Origin of the sequence: Aeromicrobium camelliae, from assembly GCF_003850045.1 — a bacterium.
In the GTDB taxonomy this organism is placed as follows: Bacteria; Actinomycetota; Actinomycetes; order Propionibacteriales; family Nocardioidaceae; genus Aeromicrobium; species Aeromicrobium camelliae.
In genome coordinates this window covers 1-13,570 of sequence record NZ_RQJX01000023.1, presented here as the reverse complement: position 1 = coordinate 13,570, position 13,570 = coordinate 1, and the positions used below count along the sequence as shown (strand labels likewise).

The window sequence follows — 13,570 nt, the reverse complement described above, 5'->3', positions numbered from 1 at the left end:
GTGACGATGCCCTACACCCCGGAGAAGCCCCCGACCCCGAGCTCGGAGGAGTTGCGTGCCCGCATCCCCGGCTGGGGAGCCGACCTCGATCCCGCCGATCGACCGGCCGTCCCGAAGGAACGCTTCGCTCCCGAGGAGACCGGCGCTCACTGGCACTTTCCCGAGCGACAGGAGGAACGGTGGCCCCGCGAACGCTCGATCGAACACGCGCAGCTCACCCCCGTCTTCGGCACCAGCAGCCCGCCGAAGGGGCTGTCGGGAGTCATCCGCAAGCATGCGTACCGCACGTACAGCGAGGGCCGGGCCGCGCACTGGCTCCTGCTGCTCGGGGCCGACCGCGTCGATGCGTGGGAAAGCCACCTGCGCTCGTTCCTGACGAGCCGTCCGGATAACCCCATCACCGAGACGGGGGTGCGCGCCGAGCTGAGCGGACACGGTCTGACATCCCGGTGGGGGCGCAACCGCGCGGACGTGAACCACCAGTGGCTCGACCCGATCATCGTCGGCGGGCCCTGGATCGCGGGCGCAGGCGTGCTCGTGGCCGCGGCACGCCGCGCCCGGCGCCGGCGGACTCGGCGTGCCGATGCCCCGGACGTTTAAGCGTCGTCCTGCTGCGGCCCACGTCGCCGATCTCGACGACCGGCCAGGAGAGCGCCCGCACCGAGATCAGCGACCAGCGCATCGAAGGCCTCGTCGTACCCCTTGCGTCCCCGCAGGCGGATCACGGAGGACGGATGGGCGGTGACGAGGACCGCCGGGTCCTCGGACAGCACCTGTCCACGCTCCTCGCCGACCTTGACGTCGCGACCCAGCACCGCGCGCCCGGCGGTCGCGCCCATCGCCACCACCACCGCCGGTCTCACCGCGGCGAGTTCGGCCTCGAGCCACGGCCAGCACGCCTTGATGTGGGCGATCGCGGGTTTCTTGTGCAGCCGGCGCTTCCCGCGCTCCTGGAACCGGAAGTGCTTCACGGCGTTCGTCACGTACACCCGGTCACGGTCGATGCCGGCCGCCTCGATCGCCTCGCCGAGCAGACGGCCGGCGGGTCCGACGAACGGTTCGCCGTCGCGGTCCTCCTGGTCGCCCGGCTGCTCGCCGACCAACATCACGTCGGCATCCGGCGGGCCCGCGGACACCACGACCTGCGTTGCGTCCGCCCACAGTTCGCACCCACGGCAGTCCGGTGCGGCGGCGCGAATGCCGTCGACGTCGGGGTCGTCGGGAACCCACTGCTGCGCACCGGGACGCTCCACGCTCACACCGGCCTCCTCGTCGTCTCGTCTGCTCCGCGACGATACGACGATCCCCCGGTCCTCGCTCAACGCCCGACCTTTGCGCAGCTCGGCCGCCAGGCGCCGTCGGGAACAATGAGAGGCATGACGTCACCAGCCACCTCTCGCACGGCCCGCGCATTGCTCGCTGGCGCTGCCACCTCCGCCTACTACGCGACGCCGGACTTCATCGCCTCACGACGACGCCGAGGACTGACGAAGATCGCGCTCGCCGCCGTCGTCACAGCCGCGTCCCTTCCCGACGCGCTCAGCCCCCGGTCGGACGACCCCACCGACAGCCGGTCGCGCCGTGCCGAGATCCAGTCGCTGCCCAGGTCGCGCAAGCTGGCGCTCGCCGGTGGGGCGACGGCGTTCCTGGCCGGTTCGGTCGCTCTCACCGTCGGCGCCGAACGGTGGGTCTTCCGCCGTGGCGAGGCCCGCGCAGCAGCCGGCGCCCGCCTCCCCCACACCCGCGCGGCGGTCTTCTACGGGGCACTGACGACCGTGCTCTCACTGATCCCGACACCGGACGAGCGCCGTTAACCGACTCGCTCACCAGTTCGCACGAGGTTCGCGATGAGCGGGAACGCCAGCACGGTGACCGCGCCCGCCGCGACCAGCACCGACGCGGTCGTGCTGTCGATGAGGTCCGTGCGGCGGGCGACTTCGGTGACGGCGACGATCATCGGCAGTCCCGTCGCCGAATACAGGCCGAGCGCGAGCTGATCGCGATGGGTCTCGAACGCCGATCCGTGGCGGTCGAAGCGCTCGCGCAACCACACCGGCATGCCCCGGACGAGGGCGATGACGCCGACGATGCCCAGCAGCAATCCGAGGTGCTCACCCACCTCCGCGATGTCGATCGCCATTCCGCTGGTCACGAAGAAGACCGGGATCAGCAGGCTGAATCCGGCGACTTCGACCTTGTCGAGCAACGTGCGGTCGTCGTGCGGCAGGAGCTGGCGCAGCAGCATCCCGGCGACGAAGGCACCGAGCACGACGTCGAGCTCGAACAGGGCCGAGACCGCCATCAGCGCGATCAGCACGAGCATGGCGAACCGGAGCAGGGTCTGGCTCGTGGAGTGGACCCCGGCGACCATCGCGTGATGCGCCCCCGACACGCGGCGGACGAGGTGCGCGGGAACGAGCACGATCGCGATCGCCACGACCGCGAAGGCGATGAGGATCAGGCCCGCGCCGAGTGGGCTCCGCGTTGAGAGGAGCAAGGACATCGCGATCACCGGACCGAGTTCCCCGATCGCGCCGTGCGTCATGACGGCGCGGCCCAGCGCGCTGGCGGTGCCGACCGATTCTTTGCCGATCGGCAGCAGTGTCCCGAGCGCGGTCGACGTGAGGGCGATCGCGAGCACGGCGGCGAGACGGAGGTCCTCGCCGCTCACGAGGAGATAGCCGCCGGCCAGCGCGAGAGCGAAGCAGATGAGCCAGGTGACGATCGCGCGCCGCCCGCGCCGATCCCGCAGAGAGTCGGGGTTCAGCTCCAATCCGGCCAGCAGGAACAGCAGCCCCAATCCGATCTCCCGCACCAGCGCGACACCGTCACTCACGTGGGCGATGTCGAGCACGTGCGGACCGATGAGGATCCCGAGCACGAGCAACCACACGACGTCCGGGACCTTCTTGCGCGTGAGCGACGCCAACAGCGGTGAGACGACGGCGGCGGCCGCGATCCACGTCAGCGAGACGAGTTCGGCGGTGAGGTGCCCGTCATCCATGGTCGGACCTTTCTGTCGACGAGGAGCGGGCTGGTGCCGGCTGTGAGCGATCGAGCATGAGGATAGCGACAGCCGTCCTCCACCGGGCCGACCTCACGGAAGCGAACTGCGTCGCTCGATGAGAACGGTGTCGCGCCACTGCCCTGCGCGCGAGCCGTACGTCATCTGCGCGATCCGCTCCCGCGTGCCGACGACGCGGAAGCCCGCCCTCTCATGCAGGTGCCACGAGGCCGTGTTCTCGGGGAAGATCACCGATTGAATCGTCCAGATGCCTGCTGCCTCCGTCGCCTCGATGAACGCGTCGAGGAGCGCGCGGCCGACACCGTGCCCCTGAGTCTCGCCGGCGACGTAGATGGAGTGTTCCACCACGCCCCGATACACCTCTCGGGGCGAGACGAGCGAGGCCGCGACCCAGCCGACGACCGTGTCGTCGAGTTCGGCGACGAGCCGACCGGCGGCGATCCTGCTCGCGTCGAACCGCTCCCAGCTGGGCGGTGCCGACTCGAAGGTGGCGTTGCCGCTGGCGATCCCCTCGGCGTAGATCGTTTCCACCGCCGGCCAGTCAGACGCCTCCATCGGCCGGATCGTCACGCGCGACCCGTCACGGCGGGTAGCCGGGGTCGTCGCGCGAGCCATGACCTCATTCTGCCCAGCGGTGCGCGACGTATTCAGCGGGGGCCGGCATCGCGAGCCAGCACAGCGGCGTGCGTGCGCGTCGCCACCCCGAGTTTCTGCAGCACCCGCGAGACGTGTGTCTTGACTGTCGCGGGGGAAATGGTCAGCACCTCGGCGATCTGCTTGTTGGTCATCCCCTCCCCCATGAGCCTCCAGATCTCGTGCTCACGCGCAGTGAGCCCGGCGTCGGCCACCGGCTCGCCGGCGCGGTCCGATGGGGCGCTTCCGCGGCTCGTGGCCCGCTCGACGACGTGCCGCGTCACCGTCGGCGTGAGGTAGGCGTCGCCCTGGGCGACGGCGTGGATCGCGACGCTCATCTCCTGCGGGTCCGCTGCTTTCGTGAGGAACCCCGAGGCACCGGCGTCCAGAGCGGCGATGACGTTCGCGTCGATGCCGAATGCGGTCAGGATGAGTACCCGGGTGCCCGTGGTCTCGGTGACCTGCTGGCAGACTTCCGTCCCGTCGAGGTCGGGGAGTTGGAGGTCGAGCATGAGCACGTCCGGTCGCAGAACCCCGACGAGTTCGAGCCCCTCCCGCCCGTTGGCGGCCTCCCCGACGACATCGATCCGCTCGTCGAGCTCGAGCATCGCCTTGACCCCGGCGCGCACGGCAGCATGATCGTCGACGATGAGCACGCTAGGCACCGACACGCTCCTCCTGCCGAACGCGCGGAAACCGGGCGCGCAGGAGCCAGCGTCCCTCCTCGGGGCCAGACGTCAGCGTGCCGCCACACCAGCGAACGCGTTCGGCCAGGCCGATGAGCCCGTAACCCGTGCCCGTTCCGGTGCCACCGGCTCGGTCGTACTCGTTGGCGAGCTCGAGCTGCACCTCCTCGTCGGACTCCGTGACGGCGATGGTCACCGGTTTCCCGGGGGCGTGTTTCCCGGCGTTCACGAGCCCCTCCCGTATGACGTGATAAGCGCCCGTCCCTGCGTCCGGCGCGAAAGCGAGGTCGCGCAGGTCGCGGCCGGTCACCGTGACGGGGGTACCGCCGGCGACGGCCTGCGCGATGACGGTGTCGACCTGCGCCCAATCACGTGGCAGGGCGGCGGCAAGCGCGTCGTCGGCGCGCAGGACATCGATCATGATGCGCATGTCCTCCAGCGCGGCAAGACTCAGCTTCCGGATCCCGACGAGCCGCTCCTGCAGGTCCCCGGCTGTATGGGCCTCAGGGGGCCGCGCGGTGGCGGCAGCCGACTGCATCGCGATAGCGGAGAGGTGGCCGCAGATCGCGTCGTGCAGTTCCCTGCTGATCTGCAGACGCTCGGCGGTGACCGCCTCGCGTTCGCGGGCACGAGCGGCTCTGGCGATGAGGTCAGCGCGTTCGCGCTGATGTGCCGCACGCGCCAACGGAATTCGCACTGTGACGCCCCACCACAGCGTGACGCCCAGGGCCAACAGCAGCATCGTGACCTTGAGGACCGCTGTGGGAAGCGCATCGGCCAGGAGCAGCCCGGCGACTGCGAGCGCGAGGCATCCGGCGGCCAGACCGGGAAGCCACCGTTGGCTCCGCGGCGTCGAGCGAGCGGTCACGTGCGCGTAGAGCAGGTCGGACTGGATCAGGATGCCGCCCACCGACGTGGTGCCGGTGAGGACGGCCTCGATCGCGAGGACCACCGCACCGGCCAGCGTGGCCGTTCCCGGGGCGGCCCGTCGGCACAGGTGCAACGCAGCGAGAACCACCGCCGTGGCGACGCCGACCCACAGCGTGCGCGCCGGGTCACCGGCTCGCCACTGGATTCCGGTACCAGGCACGCAGGCGAACGCGACGGCGACGAGCAGGTAGCCGACGCTGACCCAGGCGTCCCGGCCCCGCACGATCCACCTCGTCATCTCGTCCTCCCGTCCTCGTGGACCGCCACCATTACATCCGCCCGCCACGGGAGCCGACAACCGCCCATCGGCGTACGCCGTCTGGCGTACGACTGTGCTCGAAAGTCCGGTCGTTCGGCCGATGACGTGGTGGCGGCGTCCTGACGAGAGTGGAGGCATGGAATCCGACACGTCATGGATCGTCGCGGCGATCGTCGCCGCCGAGGTTGCCTTCTGGATCGTCCTGGCAGCGGGATTGTCGGCGCGCTACCTCTTGCGCTGGCGTCGCGTCAGCACCGTGCTGCTGGTCGGCGTGCCGGTGGTGGATCTCGCGTTGATCGCGTTCGTGGCACTGGATCTGTCCCACGGGAACACGCCGACGACCGCGCATGGCCTCGCGGCCGTCTACCTGGGGTTCAGCGTCGGGTTCGGGCACTACGTCATCAGCAAGGCCGACGGCTGGTTCGCGTTCCGCTTCGCCGGGGCACCGCGCGCTCCCAAGGTGCCCCGAAGCGGGCCCGCGCGAGTTCGCCACGAGTGGCGCGACTGGTCGAGAGCCCTCGTAGCCTGGGCGGTCGCGGTCGTGGCACTGCTCACGATGAAGGCGTTCTCGGGCTGGAGCGTGCCGTCATCGATGGAGGAGCTGTGGAGCACCGACGAACTCTGGTCCTGGGTGGCCCGCTTGACCCTCATCAACATCGTGTGGTTCGTCACGGGGCCCGTCTACGCCAGCCTGTTCCGCGCCTCCCCGTCGAACGAACCCGACCCGGAACGGAGGGTTCATGCCGTTCGTGAGCACTGACGTGGGCATCGGCCCGTGGAGCATCGAGGTCGGCGCCTTCGGGCTCGTCCTCCTCGCTGCGCTCCTCGGCCTCGTCATCTATGACCTCCGCAAGGACGACTGAGCGCGGCGCTCGCTCGGGATCGTCCAGCTAGACGATGAACGCCAGGAGCAGCACGGGCGGCAGCGACACGAGGGCGCCGATCGAGGTCACCACGGTGAGCGTTTTCAGCGCCCCCTGGGTGGACAACCCGAGCAGAGCCTTGAACATCCAGAAGAAGTTGCTGTTGACGTGCACGGCGAACATCGCACCCGAGGCGATCGCCAGGCCGACGACAACCGGGTCGACCCCGGCCGATCCGACCACCGGCGCGATGATGCCCGCGGCCGCGATGGCGCCGACCGAGACCGAGCCGATGGCCAGATGCAGCACGGCAGCGATCAGCCACGCCAGGAGGACGGTGAACGCCACCGCGCTTCCCGGGGAGGCGTTGAAAAGGTCGACGAGGCTGTCCTCCACCGTGGTCGCCCCGATCACGGCGCCGAGCGAGCCGCCGATGCCGGTGATGAGCAGGATCTCGCCGGTGGTACGAAGGCCCGACGAGACGGCATTCTCCGTCGCGTCCCCGCCGAGGCTGTACCGGACCATGACGAAGGCGATCAGCAGACCGATGAACAGCGCGACATTGGCGTCGCCCAGAAACGTGACCACCGTCGGCGCGTCACCGGCCAGGTCGATGAACGCGGCCGAGGCGATCAGCACCAGCGGGACCAGGATGGGAAGCAGCCGCACGAGCAGGGGCAACTGGTTGCTGGACCGTGGCCCGGAGGTGCTGTCCGCGTCCGCGGTGGCCGGCGCCGCGGCGGAACCGGTGGCTGCGCCGTGCGCACGGTCCGGGGCGAACGCCGCTCCGGTGGCACCATCACCGTGCTCCGGATGGTCGGGATGCTCGATTTCGTCAGGATCGATGTCCTTGTCGGCGTTCCACAGGCCGGCGCGCAGACACAGCGCGAAGATCAGCGTGGTGACGAGAGCGGTGGCCAGCCCGATCGGGGCGCCCAGCAGCAGATACTGGCCCATCGACAGGTCCAGGAGCCCGACGATGGAGACGGCCGCGAGCCCGGGGGACCACGAAGACGTACCCGGCGAAGATGCCCACCCCGATCGCGCCGGCGAGCCACGGAAGTCCCCGCTTGCGGTCCACGACGGGGGCCGCCTCCCTGGCGATGGGCGAGGCGAGGACGACCTGAACGTCCACGTAGATGGACGGGAAGATCGTGGACAACGCCGCCGTCATGGCGTACGGGAGGCGCCGACCGACGCGACGGGCGATCAACGCGACCACGTCGGCGAACGTGCCGGTGGCCTGCAACAGCGCTCCGATCAGTACGCCGAACCCGATGAGGAGGCCGACCTCCGTCATGATCTCGCCGAAGCCGCCGGTGATCGCCTCCAGCGTCTCCATCAGCCCCACCCCCGCCGCCAGGCCGAGGTACAGCGAGGAGATGATCAACGAGATGACGGGGTCGACCCGGAACCGGACGATCAACACGATCGCGGCGACGATGGCGATGGCTGCGTGGAGAACGTCCATTGCACGAGCCTAAGCACCTGCGGGCGACATCCGCATGCCGATTCCGGCCCGGTCCCTGCCGGTCGCCGCTTCAGGACCGGCGTCGGCGTCCCGACGCGCTCACTGCCGCGACGCGGGAAGCCGTACCGTGACGCGAAGACCTCCACCCGGTCGGGGCGCGAGAGCGAGTGCCCCGTCGTGGGCCTGCACGATGCTGTTCACGATCGCCAGCCCGAGTCCGACGCCGGGGTGGTCCTGACGGATGCGCTCGGTGCCTCGCTGGAAAGGCTCGGTGAGGGTCGAGAGCACCTGCGGAGTGAGCTGCTCCCCGGTGTTCTCGACCGTGAGCTCCACCGTGCTCCCCTCCAGTCGAGTGGTGACCTGAACCATGCCCTGGTGAGCCAGATTGTGCACGATCGCGTTGTGCAGCAGATTCGTCGTCATCTGCAGGAGGAGGGTGGGCGAACCCTCGGTCGAGGCGATCTCTCCGGACGTCTCGATGGCGACCCCGCGTTCTTCCGCGACCGGGAGGAGAGTCTCGGCGGCGTCCTCGGCCACCAGGGACAGATCAACCTGCTCACGGCGGAACGCCCGCTGGTCGCTGCGACTGAGCAGCAGCAGGGCCTCCGTGAGGTCGATCGCCCGGCCGTTGACCGTCTGAAGAACGTCGAGGAGTGCGGCGACGTCGCGGTTCGGGTCTTTGACGGCCACCTCGAGAAGAGTCTGCGTGATCGCGAGCGGCGTGCGCAGTTCGTGTGAGGCGTTCGCCGCGAATCGCTGTTGCTCCGCGACCTGTGCTTCCAACCGCGCGAGCATGGTGTCGAAGGCGTCGGCGAGTTCACGAAACTCGTCGGAACGGCCGCCCAGCTCGATGCGATGGGACAGCGATCCGTTCGCGGCGAGCCGGGTGGCCTTGGTGATCCGGTCGAGCGGCGCGAGCATCCGCCGAGCAAGTACCCACCCCCCGACCAGTCCGAACGCCAGGAGGAAGGCCATGACGACGGCGGCCCGTGGCACGAACGCGCGTTGCAGATCGGAGCGGTTGGGGATGAACGGACCCGGCCCCTGGATCACCTCCGGGACATACCGCAGCAGGAACACCCAGACGGCCGCCAGCAGCAGCGATCCGGCGACCATCAGGAATCCGGCGTAGCTCAGGGCGAGCTTGACGCGGACGCTCAGACCGGGCCGCCTATCCACGATCGGCGTCTCCATCCCGGGGCCCGGGAACGGTCTCGATGCGATAACCGACGCCGGGGACCGTCGCGATGATCCACGGTTCCCCCAGACGCTTGCGCAGGGCCGACACCGTGATGCGAACCGCGTTCGTGAACGGGTCGGCGTTCTCGTCCCACGCACGCTCGAGCAGCTCCTCGGCGCTGATGACGCCGCCCTCGGCGCTGACGAGCACCTCCAGCACGGCGAACTGCTTGCGCGTGAGTGGCACGTAACGCCCGTCGCGATAGACCTCCCGCCGGAAGGGGTCGACGCGCAGTCCCGCGAGCTCACGCACGGGCGGCCTGTTATGGCCGCGTCGTCGGTCGAGCGCTCGGAGCCGGAGCACGAGTTCTTGCAGCTCGAACGGCTTGGTGAGGTAGTCGTCGGCGCCCAGCTCGAACCCGGACGCCTTGTCGTCGAGCCGGTCGGCGGCGGTGAGCATGAGGATCGGCATGCCGCTCCCTGACGCCACGATGTGGCTGGCGACCTCGTCACCCGAGGGGCCCGGGATGTCGCGGTCGAGCACAGCGATGTCGTAGGCGTTGACGCTGAGCATCTCCAGCGCGGCAGAACCGTCGCCGGCGATGTCCGCCGCGATCGCCTCGAGGCGCAAACCGTCGCGGATCGCCTCGGCCATGTACGGCTCATCCTCGACGACCAGCACACGCATGGCTCCATGCTAGGAGCCGGCGCATATCGTCCGTGTATCGAAATCTGCCTACGGCGCGGCAACAGCGTGCTGCCTTGACTGGCCACATGACTCGCGCTGCAGAACCGCTGAACACCCGCCGACGTCTCACTCCGGCGATCGTCGGGCTGATCATGCTCGCCGCGGCGATGATCGGGACCATTGCCGACCGGGCCGCATCGTCGCAGGTTTCCTCGTGGAACGACGACGTCCTTTCTCCAGACCACGGCGCCGCGCACGTTGAGGCCGATGGCATGGTCACGGAGGCCGACGGCGTCCTTCCTGACGGTGTGACCGTGTTCGACGACGCATACCCCGGCATCAGCAGGTTGGATCGGGACCTGCTCGAGGCTCTCCGGGAGGCCGCCCGCAACGCCCGGGTCTCCGGCATCGAACTCCACGTCAACAGTGGATGGCGCTCACCTGAGTACCAGGATCAGCTGCTCACGGACGCGATCGCGGTGTACGGGTCGGAAGCGGAAGCCGCCCGATGGGTGGCTACGGCCGGCACGTCTCCGCATGTCCTCGGAACCGCTGTCGACATCGGCGGGTACGACGCGACCACGTGGCTGTCGCAGTACGGCGCCGAGTACGGCTTGTGCCAGATCTACGGCAATGAGCCCTGGCACTACGAACTGCGACCTGAGGCCGCCGACCGAGGCTGCCCGGTCATGTACGCCAACCCGACGCAGGATCCGAGGATGCAGCAGTGAGGAACGAGCGCAACCATCGACACCGGGGCACCGTCGCCTCGGCCCTGTCATGAGCATGCTGTGGCGTCGTCGTGCGGCAGACCGCAGCATCATCCGCGCAGGATCTTCTCCATCGGTTTGCCCTTGGCGAGTTCGTCGACCAGCTTGTCCAGGTACCGGATCTCGCGCATGGTCGGCTCCTCGACATCCTCCACCCGCACGCCGCACACGACGCCCTTGATGAGAGTGCGCGAGGGGTTGGGTCGCGGGGCTTGGGCGAAGAAGGTCTCGAAGTCCGTCGCCTGCTCCAGTTGCGCGTCGAGCTCCTCCTGCCGGTACCCGGTCAACCAGCGGATGATCTCGTCGACCTCGTCCTTCGTGCGCCCCTTCCTCTCCGCCTTCGTGACGTAGTGGGGGTAGACGCTCGCGACGCTCGTCGTGAAGATCCGATGCTGGGCCATGGCGCTGCTCCTGGTCTCGGCGGCCGCGGAGGCGGCCCTGGGGTCCAGATTGTCACAGCCGACAGTGGTCCCGAACCCGTTGCGGCGGACGATATGCTCCGTCACGCCGGGCGGGGTGCCAGGCCGCGCGGGACAGCGAGGTTGCCCGACCGACTCACCGTGGAGGCTCGATGGCCAGTTTCTCCGATCAACGGCGTGACTGGGCCCGAAGGAACGGCTGGAGCTACGAGGAGCAGCGCACGATCGAGCCCGACCTGTTCGGCCAACTGTCGTGGCGAGGGCCCGGTGAGCGCGACCAGACGGTGACCGTCGTCGGCGAGATGCGCGGCCGCTATGGAACCCGCGACGCCTTCGCGCACGATCGTCCGCTCCCCCTCCTGCGGGCCGAGGTCCGCGCCCAGATCTCCTTCGGGAGGATCTCGGGCCTGTCGACCCACGCCGAGCTTCCGTTCGGCTTCATACTGCTCGAGCGGCACGGGTTGCATGCCTCCATCTACCCGTTGCCGTGGGCCGAGGGGCTCACCGCGGTGCGCCGGCCGTTCGGCACGACGACGGCGGTGTGGGTGCAGCCAGGGACCGAGGACCTGGTCATGCCGGCGCTGGGACCAGTGCTGCAGAACGCCAAGCAGATCCTGGCGTCAGGAAGCGATCGTCGCTACCTCGTCGGATTCGGTGGCGGGCAGGTGCTCGTCGGAGAGCCGTTCGAGAGCGATCCGGAGGCGGCGCTGTACCGGATGGCGCTCGGCGACGACGTCGCGACCCGGCTCGAACGAGCGCTGCTGAACGCGACGTAGGCGAACCCCCGGAACGGGAGATCACGCTCATCGCCCGGTGGCGGTACGGCCCAGCAGGCCGAGAACGTCTTGACGCCGACCTCGGCGCCGGAACCAGGCAAAAGCGTCCCGTCACCCTGTGCCGTGCCGAAGGGGCCGAAGAACGGGACGCCGACCACCGTCCCGCGGTGCCCCGCCGCACGTGCCCATGAACAGTCAAGGAATGCGGGGCAATCGCGTCGTTCCCAACCGGACCGTGACCGACCTTCGCCAGGCCGCCGTGGAGCACTCCGAGGTCCTCGGGCCACGTGTGCTCATGGATTTCGGCTGGATCGCGACACTAGGAGACGACCACGGGCATCAGGTCAGCCCGATCACGCGGGACGCCTCCCACCGGTCAAGGCGCGGGAGGACGAGTTTCCGCCACGGCGATCCAGAGGCGAGGGGCCCATGTGCAGCGCCCAGGTAACCCCTCCGCGACAAAAAATGCCCCGCCATCCGGGGGGCATTTTTCGATTCTCGGGTGGGGCTCCTACGGACTTACTGCAATCAAAACGAGACGACTCGTCAAGTTGATGGTCTGATAGCGGAGGCACGCGCCTCTGCGGGGCAGCCACTTCCGCCCCGTCCGCCTTCGCCACGGGGCCACCGCAAGCTCCCAGCGCGAACCAGGCAGGAGATCGTCAACAGATACCGGTCTGGAGAGCGCGTCATCGACATCGCCCAAGCTCTCTCGGTCGACAAGGTCACTGTCATCGAACATCTCAACCGCGCCGAGGTCGAGCGCCGCCCACGTGGCATGAGCGAGGGGCAGGTCGACGAAGCAGTGCGTCTCTACGCATCAGGTCTGTCGCTTGCTCGGGTCGGTGAACGGGTCGGCTTCAGCGCCCGCACCATCCGCACGATGATTCTGCGCCGCGGCATCAAGACCCGCGGCCCACATGGACGGGAGCGCTGACGTTCTAGGCTTGCGTGCGCAAGTGCTCACGGTACGCAGCGCGCAGTTCGTCGTACTGACGATCGGTCAGCGAAGCTAGGTGGCTGACGGCGTCTCCTGACCAGACGTGCGACGCGCCGTTGCTGTGCTTCCAGGCATACTTCGTGTCCTCGCGCAGCGACTCCTTCCAGCAGATCGCCTGATGGTCGTAGGTCGTAATCTTCCGCCCGGTGCGCTTCTCGTTGACCTTCGCCAGCAACGCCGTTGCACTGTACGGGTGCGTCTGGTTCGGGTCGGTCTTCCGCACCACGACTTGGCCGTCCGCAGTCGGCGATACCGCGACGACGAGGTCGGCGCTGGTCATCTTCTTCACGGACTGCATGTTTATGTCGTAGACCGTTGCCACACGCGCCATGTCACTGCCAGCGGCCTCGACGTCGTCCATGAGGTGTCGCAGCTCATCGATGAACTCCTGCACCTCGGCAACCATCGTGGCGTTCTTGTCGACCTTCATGAACTGCACGGCGTCGGCCGGCGCCGTCGCGCCGAGCGGCAGCAGCTGCCAGGTCATCGAGTCGGCCAGATCCTTTTTGAACTTCGCAAGCATGAAGTCCCGGTAGTTCAGGACGTTCTGCTGCAAGAACGGGTAGATTACCGCGCCCAGCCCCTGGGCGTTGTATAGATGGATCGCCCGGTCACGGTACTCCGCCAGCGCCTTGACGTTGGCAGTCACCGCGGGACCATCGATGCCCGAGGGCCAGAGCTTGTTTGCGGCGACTCTCCCCAGCGCGTCGTCGAGCCCAACCGAGCGGTACCGCTCGCCGCGGTGCTTCGGGTAGAAGATCGAGCGGTTCTTCTGCCGCAGTGTCGCCTTGTGAACCGTCCCGGCGTGTCCGGAGAGCTGATTCATTGGAAGGATCACTCTCATGGCACGACCCAGCAAGTACCCGACCGA

General features: G+C 68.7%; 17 protein-coding genes. 6 read left to right on the top strand and 11 right to left on the bottom strand.

Going from position 1 to position 13,570, the window contains the following annotated elements:
• Nucleotides 1-6 precede the first annotated feature (6 nt).
• The gene (locus tag EHW97_RS13975) at nt 7-600 is read left to right on the top strand and encodes a hypothetical protein (RefSeq protein ID WP_124237788.1); all 594 of its coding nucleotides are present in this window, start codon (nt 7-9) and stop codon (nt 598-600) included.
• Here EHW97_RS13975 and EHW97_RS13970 read toward each other — a convergent pair.
• Nucleotides 597-1,259: a UdgX family uracil-DNA binding protein gene (locus EHW97_RS13970; RefSeq protein WP_124237787.1), complete on the bottom strand. Its 663-nt coding sequence runs from the start codon at nt 1,257-1,259 to the stop codon at nt 597-599. The genes EHW97_RS13975 and EHW97_RS13970 overlap by 4 nt on opposite strands.
• Before the next feature lie 117 nt (nt 1,260-1,376).
• Between EHW97_RS13970 and EHW97_RS13965 the strand changes: the two genes are divergently transcribed.
• The gene (locus EHW97_RS13965) at nt 1,377-1,814 is read left to right on the top strand and encodes a peptidase S9 (RefSeq protein ID WP_124237786.1); all 438 of its coding nucleotides are present in this window, start codon (nt 1,377-1,379) and stop codon (nt 1,812-1,814) included.
• Here the strand turns inward: EHW97_RS13965 and EHW97_RS13960 are convergent.
• The 4 genes from EHW97_RS13960 to EHW97_RS13945 form a co-directional block, all read right to left on the bottom strand.
• Nucleotides 1,811-3,004 (bottom strand): cation:proton antiporter, encoded by a 1,194-nt coding sequence (locus tag EHW97_RS13960; RefSeq protein ID WP_124237785.1) that lies wholly within the window; start codon nt 3,002-3,004, stop codon nt 1,811-1,813. The two genes, EHW97_RS13965 and EHW97_RS13960, sit on opposite strands and share 4 nt — an antisense overlap.
• A 93-nt stretch (nt 3,005-3,097) precedes the next feature.
• On the bottom strand, nt 3,098-3,640 hold the full coding sequence (locus tag EHW97_RS13955; RefSeq protein WP_124237784.1) for a GNAT family N-acetyltransferase: 543 nt from the start codon (nt 3,638-3,640) through the stop codon (nt 3,098-3,100).
• Between the two features lie 32 nt (nt 3,641-3,672).
• The gene (locus tag EHW97_RS13950; protein WP_208002061.1) at nt 3,673-4,323 is read right to left on the bottom strand and encodes a response regulator; all 651 of its coding nucleotides are present in this window, start codon (nt 4,321-4,323) and stop codon (nt 3,673-3,675) included.
• Nucleotides 4,316-5,512 (bottom strand): sensor histidine kinase, encoded by a 1,197-nt coding sequence (locus EHW97_RS13945; RefSeq protein WP_166367520.1) that lies wholly within the window; start codon nt 5,510-5,512, stop codon nt 4,316-4,318. Before EHW97_RS13945 ends, EHW97_RS13950 begins: the two co-directional genes overlap by 8 nt.
• Nucleotides 5,513-5,669: 157 nt before the next feature.
• Between EHW97_RS13945 and EHW97_RS13940 the strand changes: the two genes are divergently transcribed.
• Complete coding sequence (locus EHW97_RS13940; RefSeq protein WP_208002060.1) at nt 5,670-6,293, top strand: hypothetical protein; 624 nt, start codon at nt 5,670-5,672, stop codon at nt 6,291-6,293.
• 130 nt (nt 6,294-6,423) lie between these two features.
• Here the strand turns inward: EHW97_RS13940 and EHW97_RS15600 are convergent, their stop codons facing one another.
• The 4 genes from EHW97_RS15600 to EHW97_RS13925 form a co-directional block, all read right to left on the bottom strand.
• Nucleotides 6,424-7,227, bottom strand: a complete 804-nt coding sequence (locus EHW97_RS15600) for a GntT/GntP/DsdX family permease (protein WP_279432322.1) — start codon at nt 7,225-7,227, stop codon at nt 6,424-6,426.
• Nucleotides 7,228-7,231: 4 nt separating this feature from the next.
• Complete coding sequence (locus EHW97_RS15835; RefSeq protein WP_243696463.1) at nt 7,232-7,867, bottom strand: GntT/GntP/DsdX family permease; 636 nt, start codon at nt 7,865-7,867, stop codon at nt 7,232-7,234.
• Nucleotides 7,868-7,966: 99 nt separating this feature from the next.
• On the bottom strand, nt 7,967-9,046 hold the full coding sequence (locus EHW97_RS13930) for a sensor histidine kinase (RefSeq protein ID WP_124237782.1): 1,080 nt from the start codon (nt 9,044-9,046) through the stop codon (nt 7,967-7,969).
• Complete coding sequence (locus EHW97_RS13925; RefSeq protein WP_124237781.1) at nt 9,039-9,734, bottom strand: response regulator transcription factor; 696 nt, start codon at nt 9,732-9,734, stop codon at nt 9,039-9,041. Before EHW97_RS13925 ends, EHW97_RS13930 begins: the two co-directional genes overlap by 8 nt.
• Nucleotides 9,735-9,820: 86 nt before the next feature.
• Here EHW97_RS13925 and EHW97_RS13920 point away from each other — a divergent pair, with 86 nt between their 5' ends.
• Nucleotides 9,821-10,465, top strand: coding sequence for a M15 family metallopeptidase (locus tag EHW97_RS13920; protein ID WP_243696462.1), 645 nt, complete (start codon nt 9,821-9,823; stop codon nt 10,463-10,465).
• Nucleotides 10,466-10,554: 89 nt separating this feature from the next.
• Here the strand turns inward: EHW97_RS13920 and EHW97_RS13915 are convergent, their stop codons facing one another.
• Complete coding sequence (locus EHW97_RS13915; protein WP_124237780.1) at nt 10,555-10,905, bottom strand: DUF2200 domain-containing protein; 351 nt, start codon at nt 10,903-10,905, stop codon at nt 10,555-10,557.
• A 170-nt stretch (nt 10,906-11,075) separates the two neighbouring features.
• On the opposite strand from EHW97_RS13915, the gene EHW97_RS13910 reads away from it, so the two are divergent.
• On the top strand, nt 11,076-11,699 hold the full coding sequence (locus tag EHW97_RS13910) for a hypothetical protein (RefSeq protein WP_124237779.1): 624 nt from the start codon (nt 11,076-11,078) through the stop codon (nt 11,697-11,699).
• Between the two features lie 778 nt (nt 11,700-12,477).
• Entirely contained in the window at nt 12,478-12,636 is a 159-nt protein-coding gene (locus EHW97_RS15400; protein ID WP_166367519.1) for a hypothetical protein, read from the top strand.
• Nucleotides 12,637-12,640: 4 nt separating this feature from the next.
• On the opposite strand, the gene EHW97_RS15595 is transcribed toward EHW97_RS15400, so the two are convergent.
• The coding region (locus tag EHW97_RS15595; protein WP_208002058.1) for a DUF3644 domain-containing protein at nt 12,641-13,570 on the bottom strand (930 nt) is incomplete at its 5' end.

Excerpts from the sequence above, each read along its gene's own strand:
- EHW97_RS13975 (WP_124237788.1), top strand. The coding sequence starts at position 7 with ATGCCCTACACCCCGGAGAAGCCCCCGACCCCGAGCTCGGAGGAGTTG.
- EHW97_RS13965 (WP_124237786.1), top strand. The coding sequence starts at position 1,377 with ATGACGTCACCAGCCACCTCTCGCACGGCCCGCGCATTGCTCGCTGGC.
- EHW97_RS13960 (WP_124237785.1), bottom strand. The coding sequence starts at position 3,004 with ATGGATGACGGGCACCTCACCGCCGAACTCGTCTCGCTGACGTGGATC.
- EHW97_RS13955 (WP_124237784.1), bottom strand. The coding sequence starts at position 3,640 with ATGGCTCGCGCGACGACCCCGGCTACCCGCCGTGACGGGTCGCGCGTG.
- EHW97_RS13945 (WP_166367520.1), bottom strand. The coding sequence starts at position 5,512 with ATGACGAGGTGGATCGTGCGGGGCCGGGACGCCTGGGTCAGCGTCGGC.
- EHW97_RS13940 (WP_208002060.1), top strand. The coding sequence starts at position 5,670 with ATGGAATCCGACACGTCATGGATCGTCGCGGCGATCGTCGCCGCCGAG.
- EHW97_RS15835 (WP_243696463.1), bottom strand. The coding sequence starts at position 7,867 with ATGGACGTTCTCCACGCAGCCATCGCCATCGTCGCCGCGATCGTGTTG.
- EHW97_RS13925 (WP_124237781.1), bottom strand. The coding sequence starts at position 9,734 with ATGCGTGTGCTGGTCGTCGAGGATGAGCCGTACATGGCCGAGGCGATC.
- EHW97_RS13920 (WP_243696462.1), top strand. The coding sequence starts at position 9,821 with ATGACTCGCGCTGCAGAACCGCTGAACACCCGCCGACGTCTCACTCCG.
- EHW97_RS13915 (WP_124237780.1), bottom strand. The coding sequence starts at position 10,905 with ATGGCCCAGCATCGGATCTTCACGACGAGCGTCGCGAGCGTCTACCCC.
- EHW97_RS13910 (WP_124237779.1), top strand. The coding sequence starts at position 11,076 with ATGGCCAGTTTCTCCGATCAACGGCGTGACTGGGCCCGAAGGAACGGC.
- EHW97_RS15400 (WP_166367519.1), top strand. The coding sequence starts at position 12,478 with ATGAGCGAGGGGCAGGTCGACGAAGCAGTGCGTCTCTACGCATCAGGT.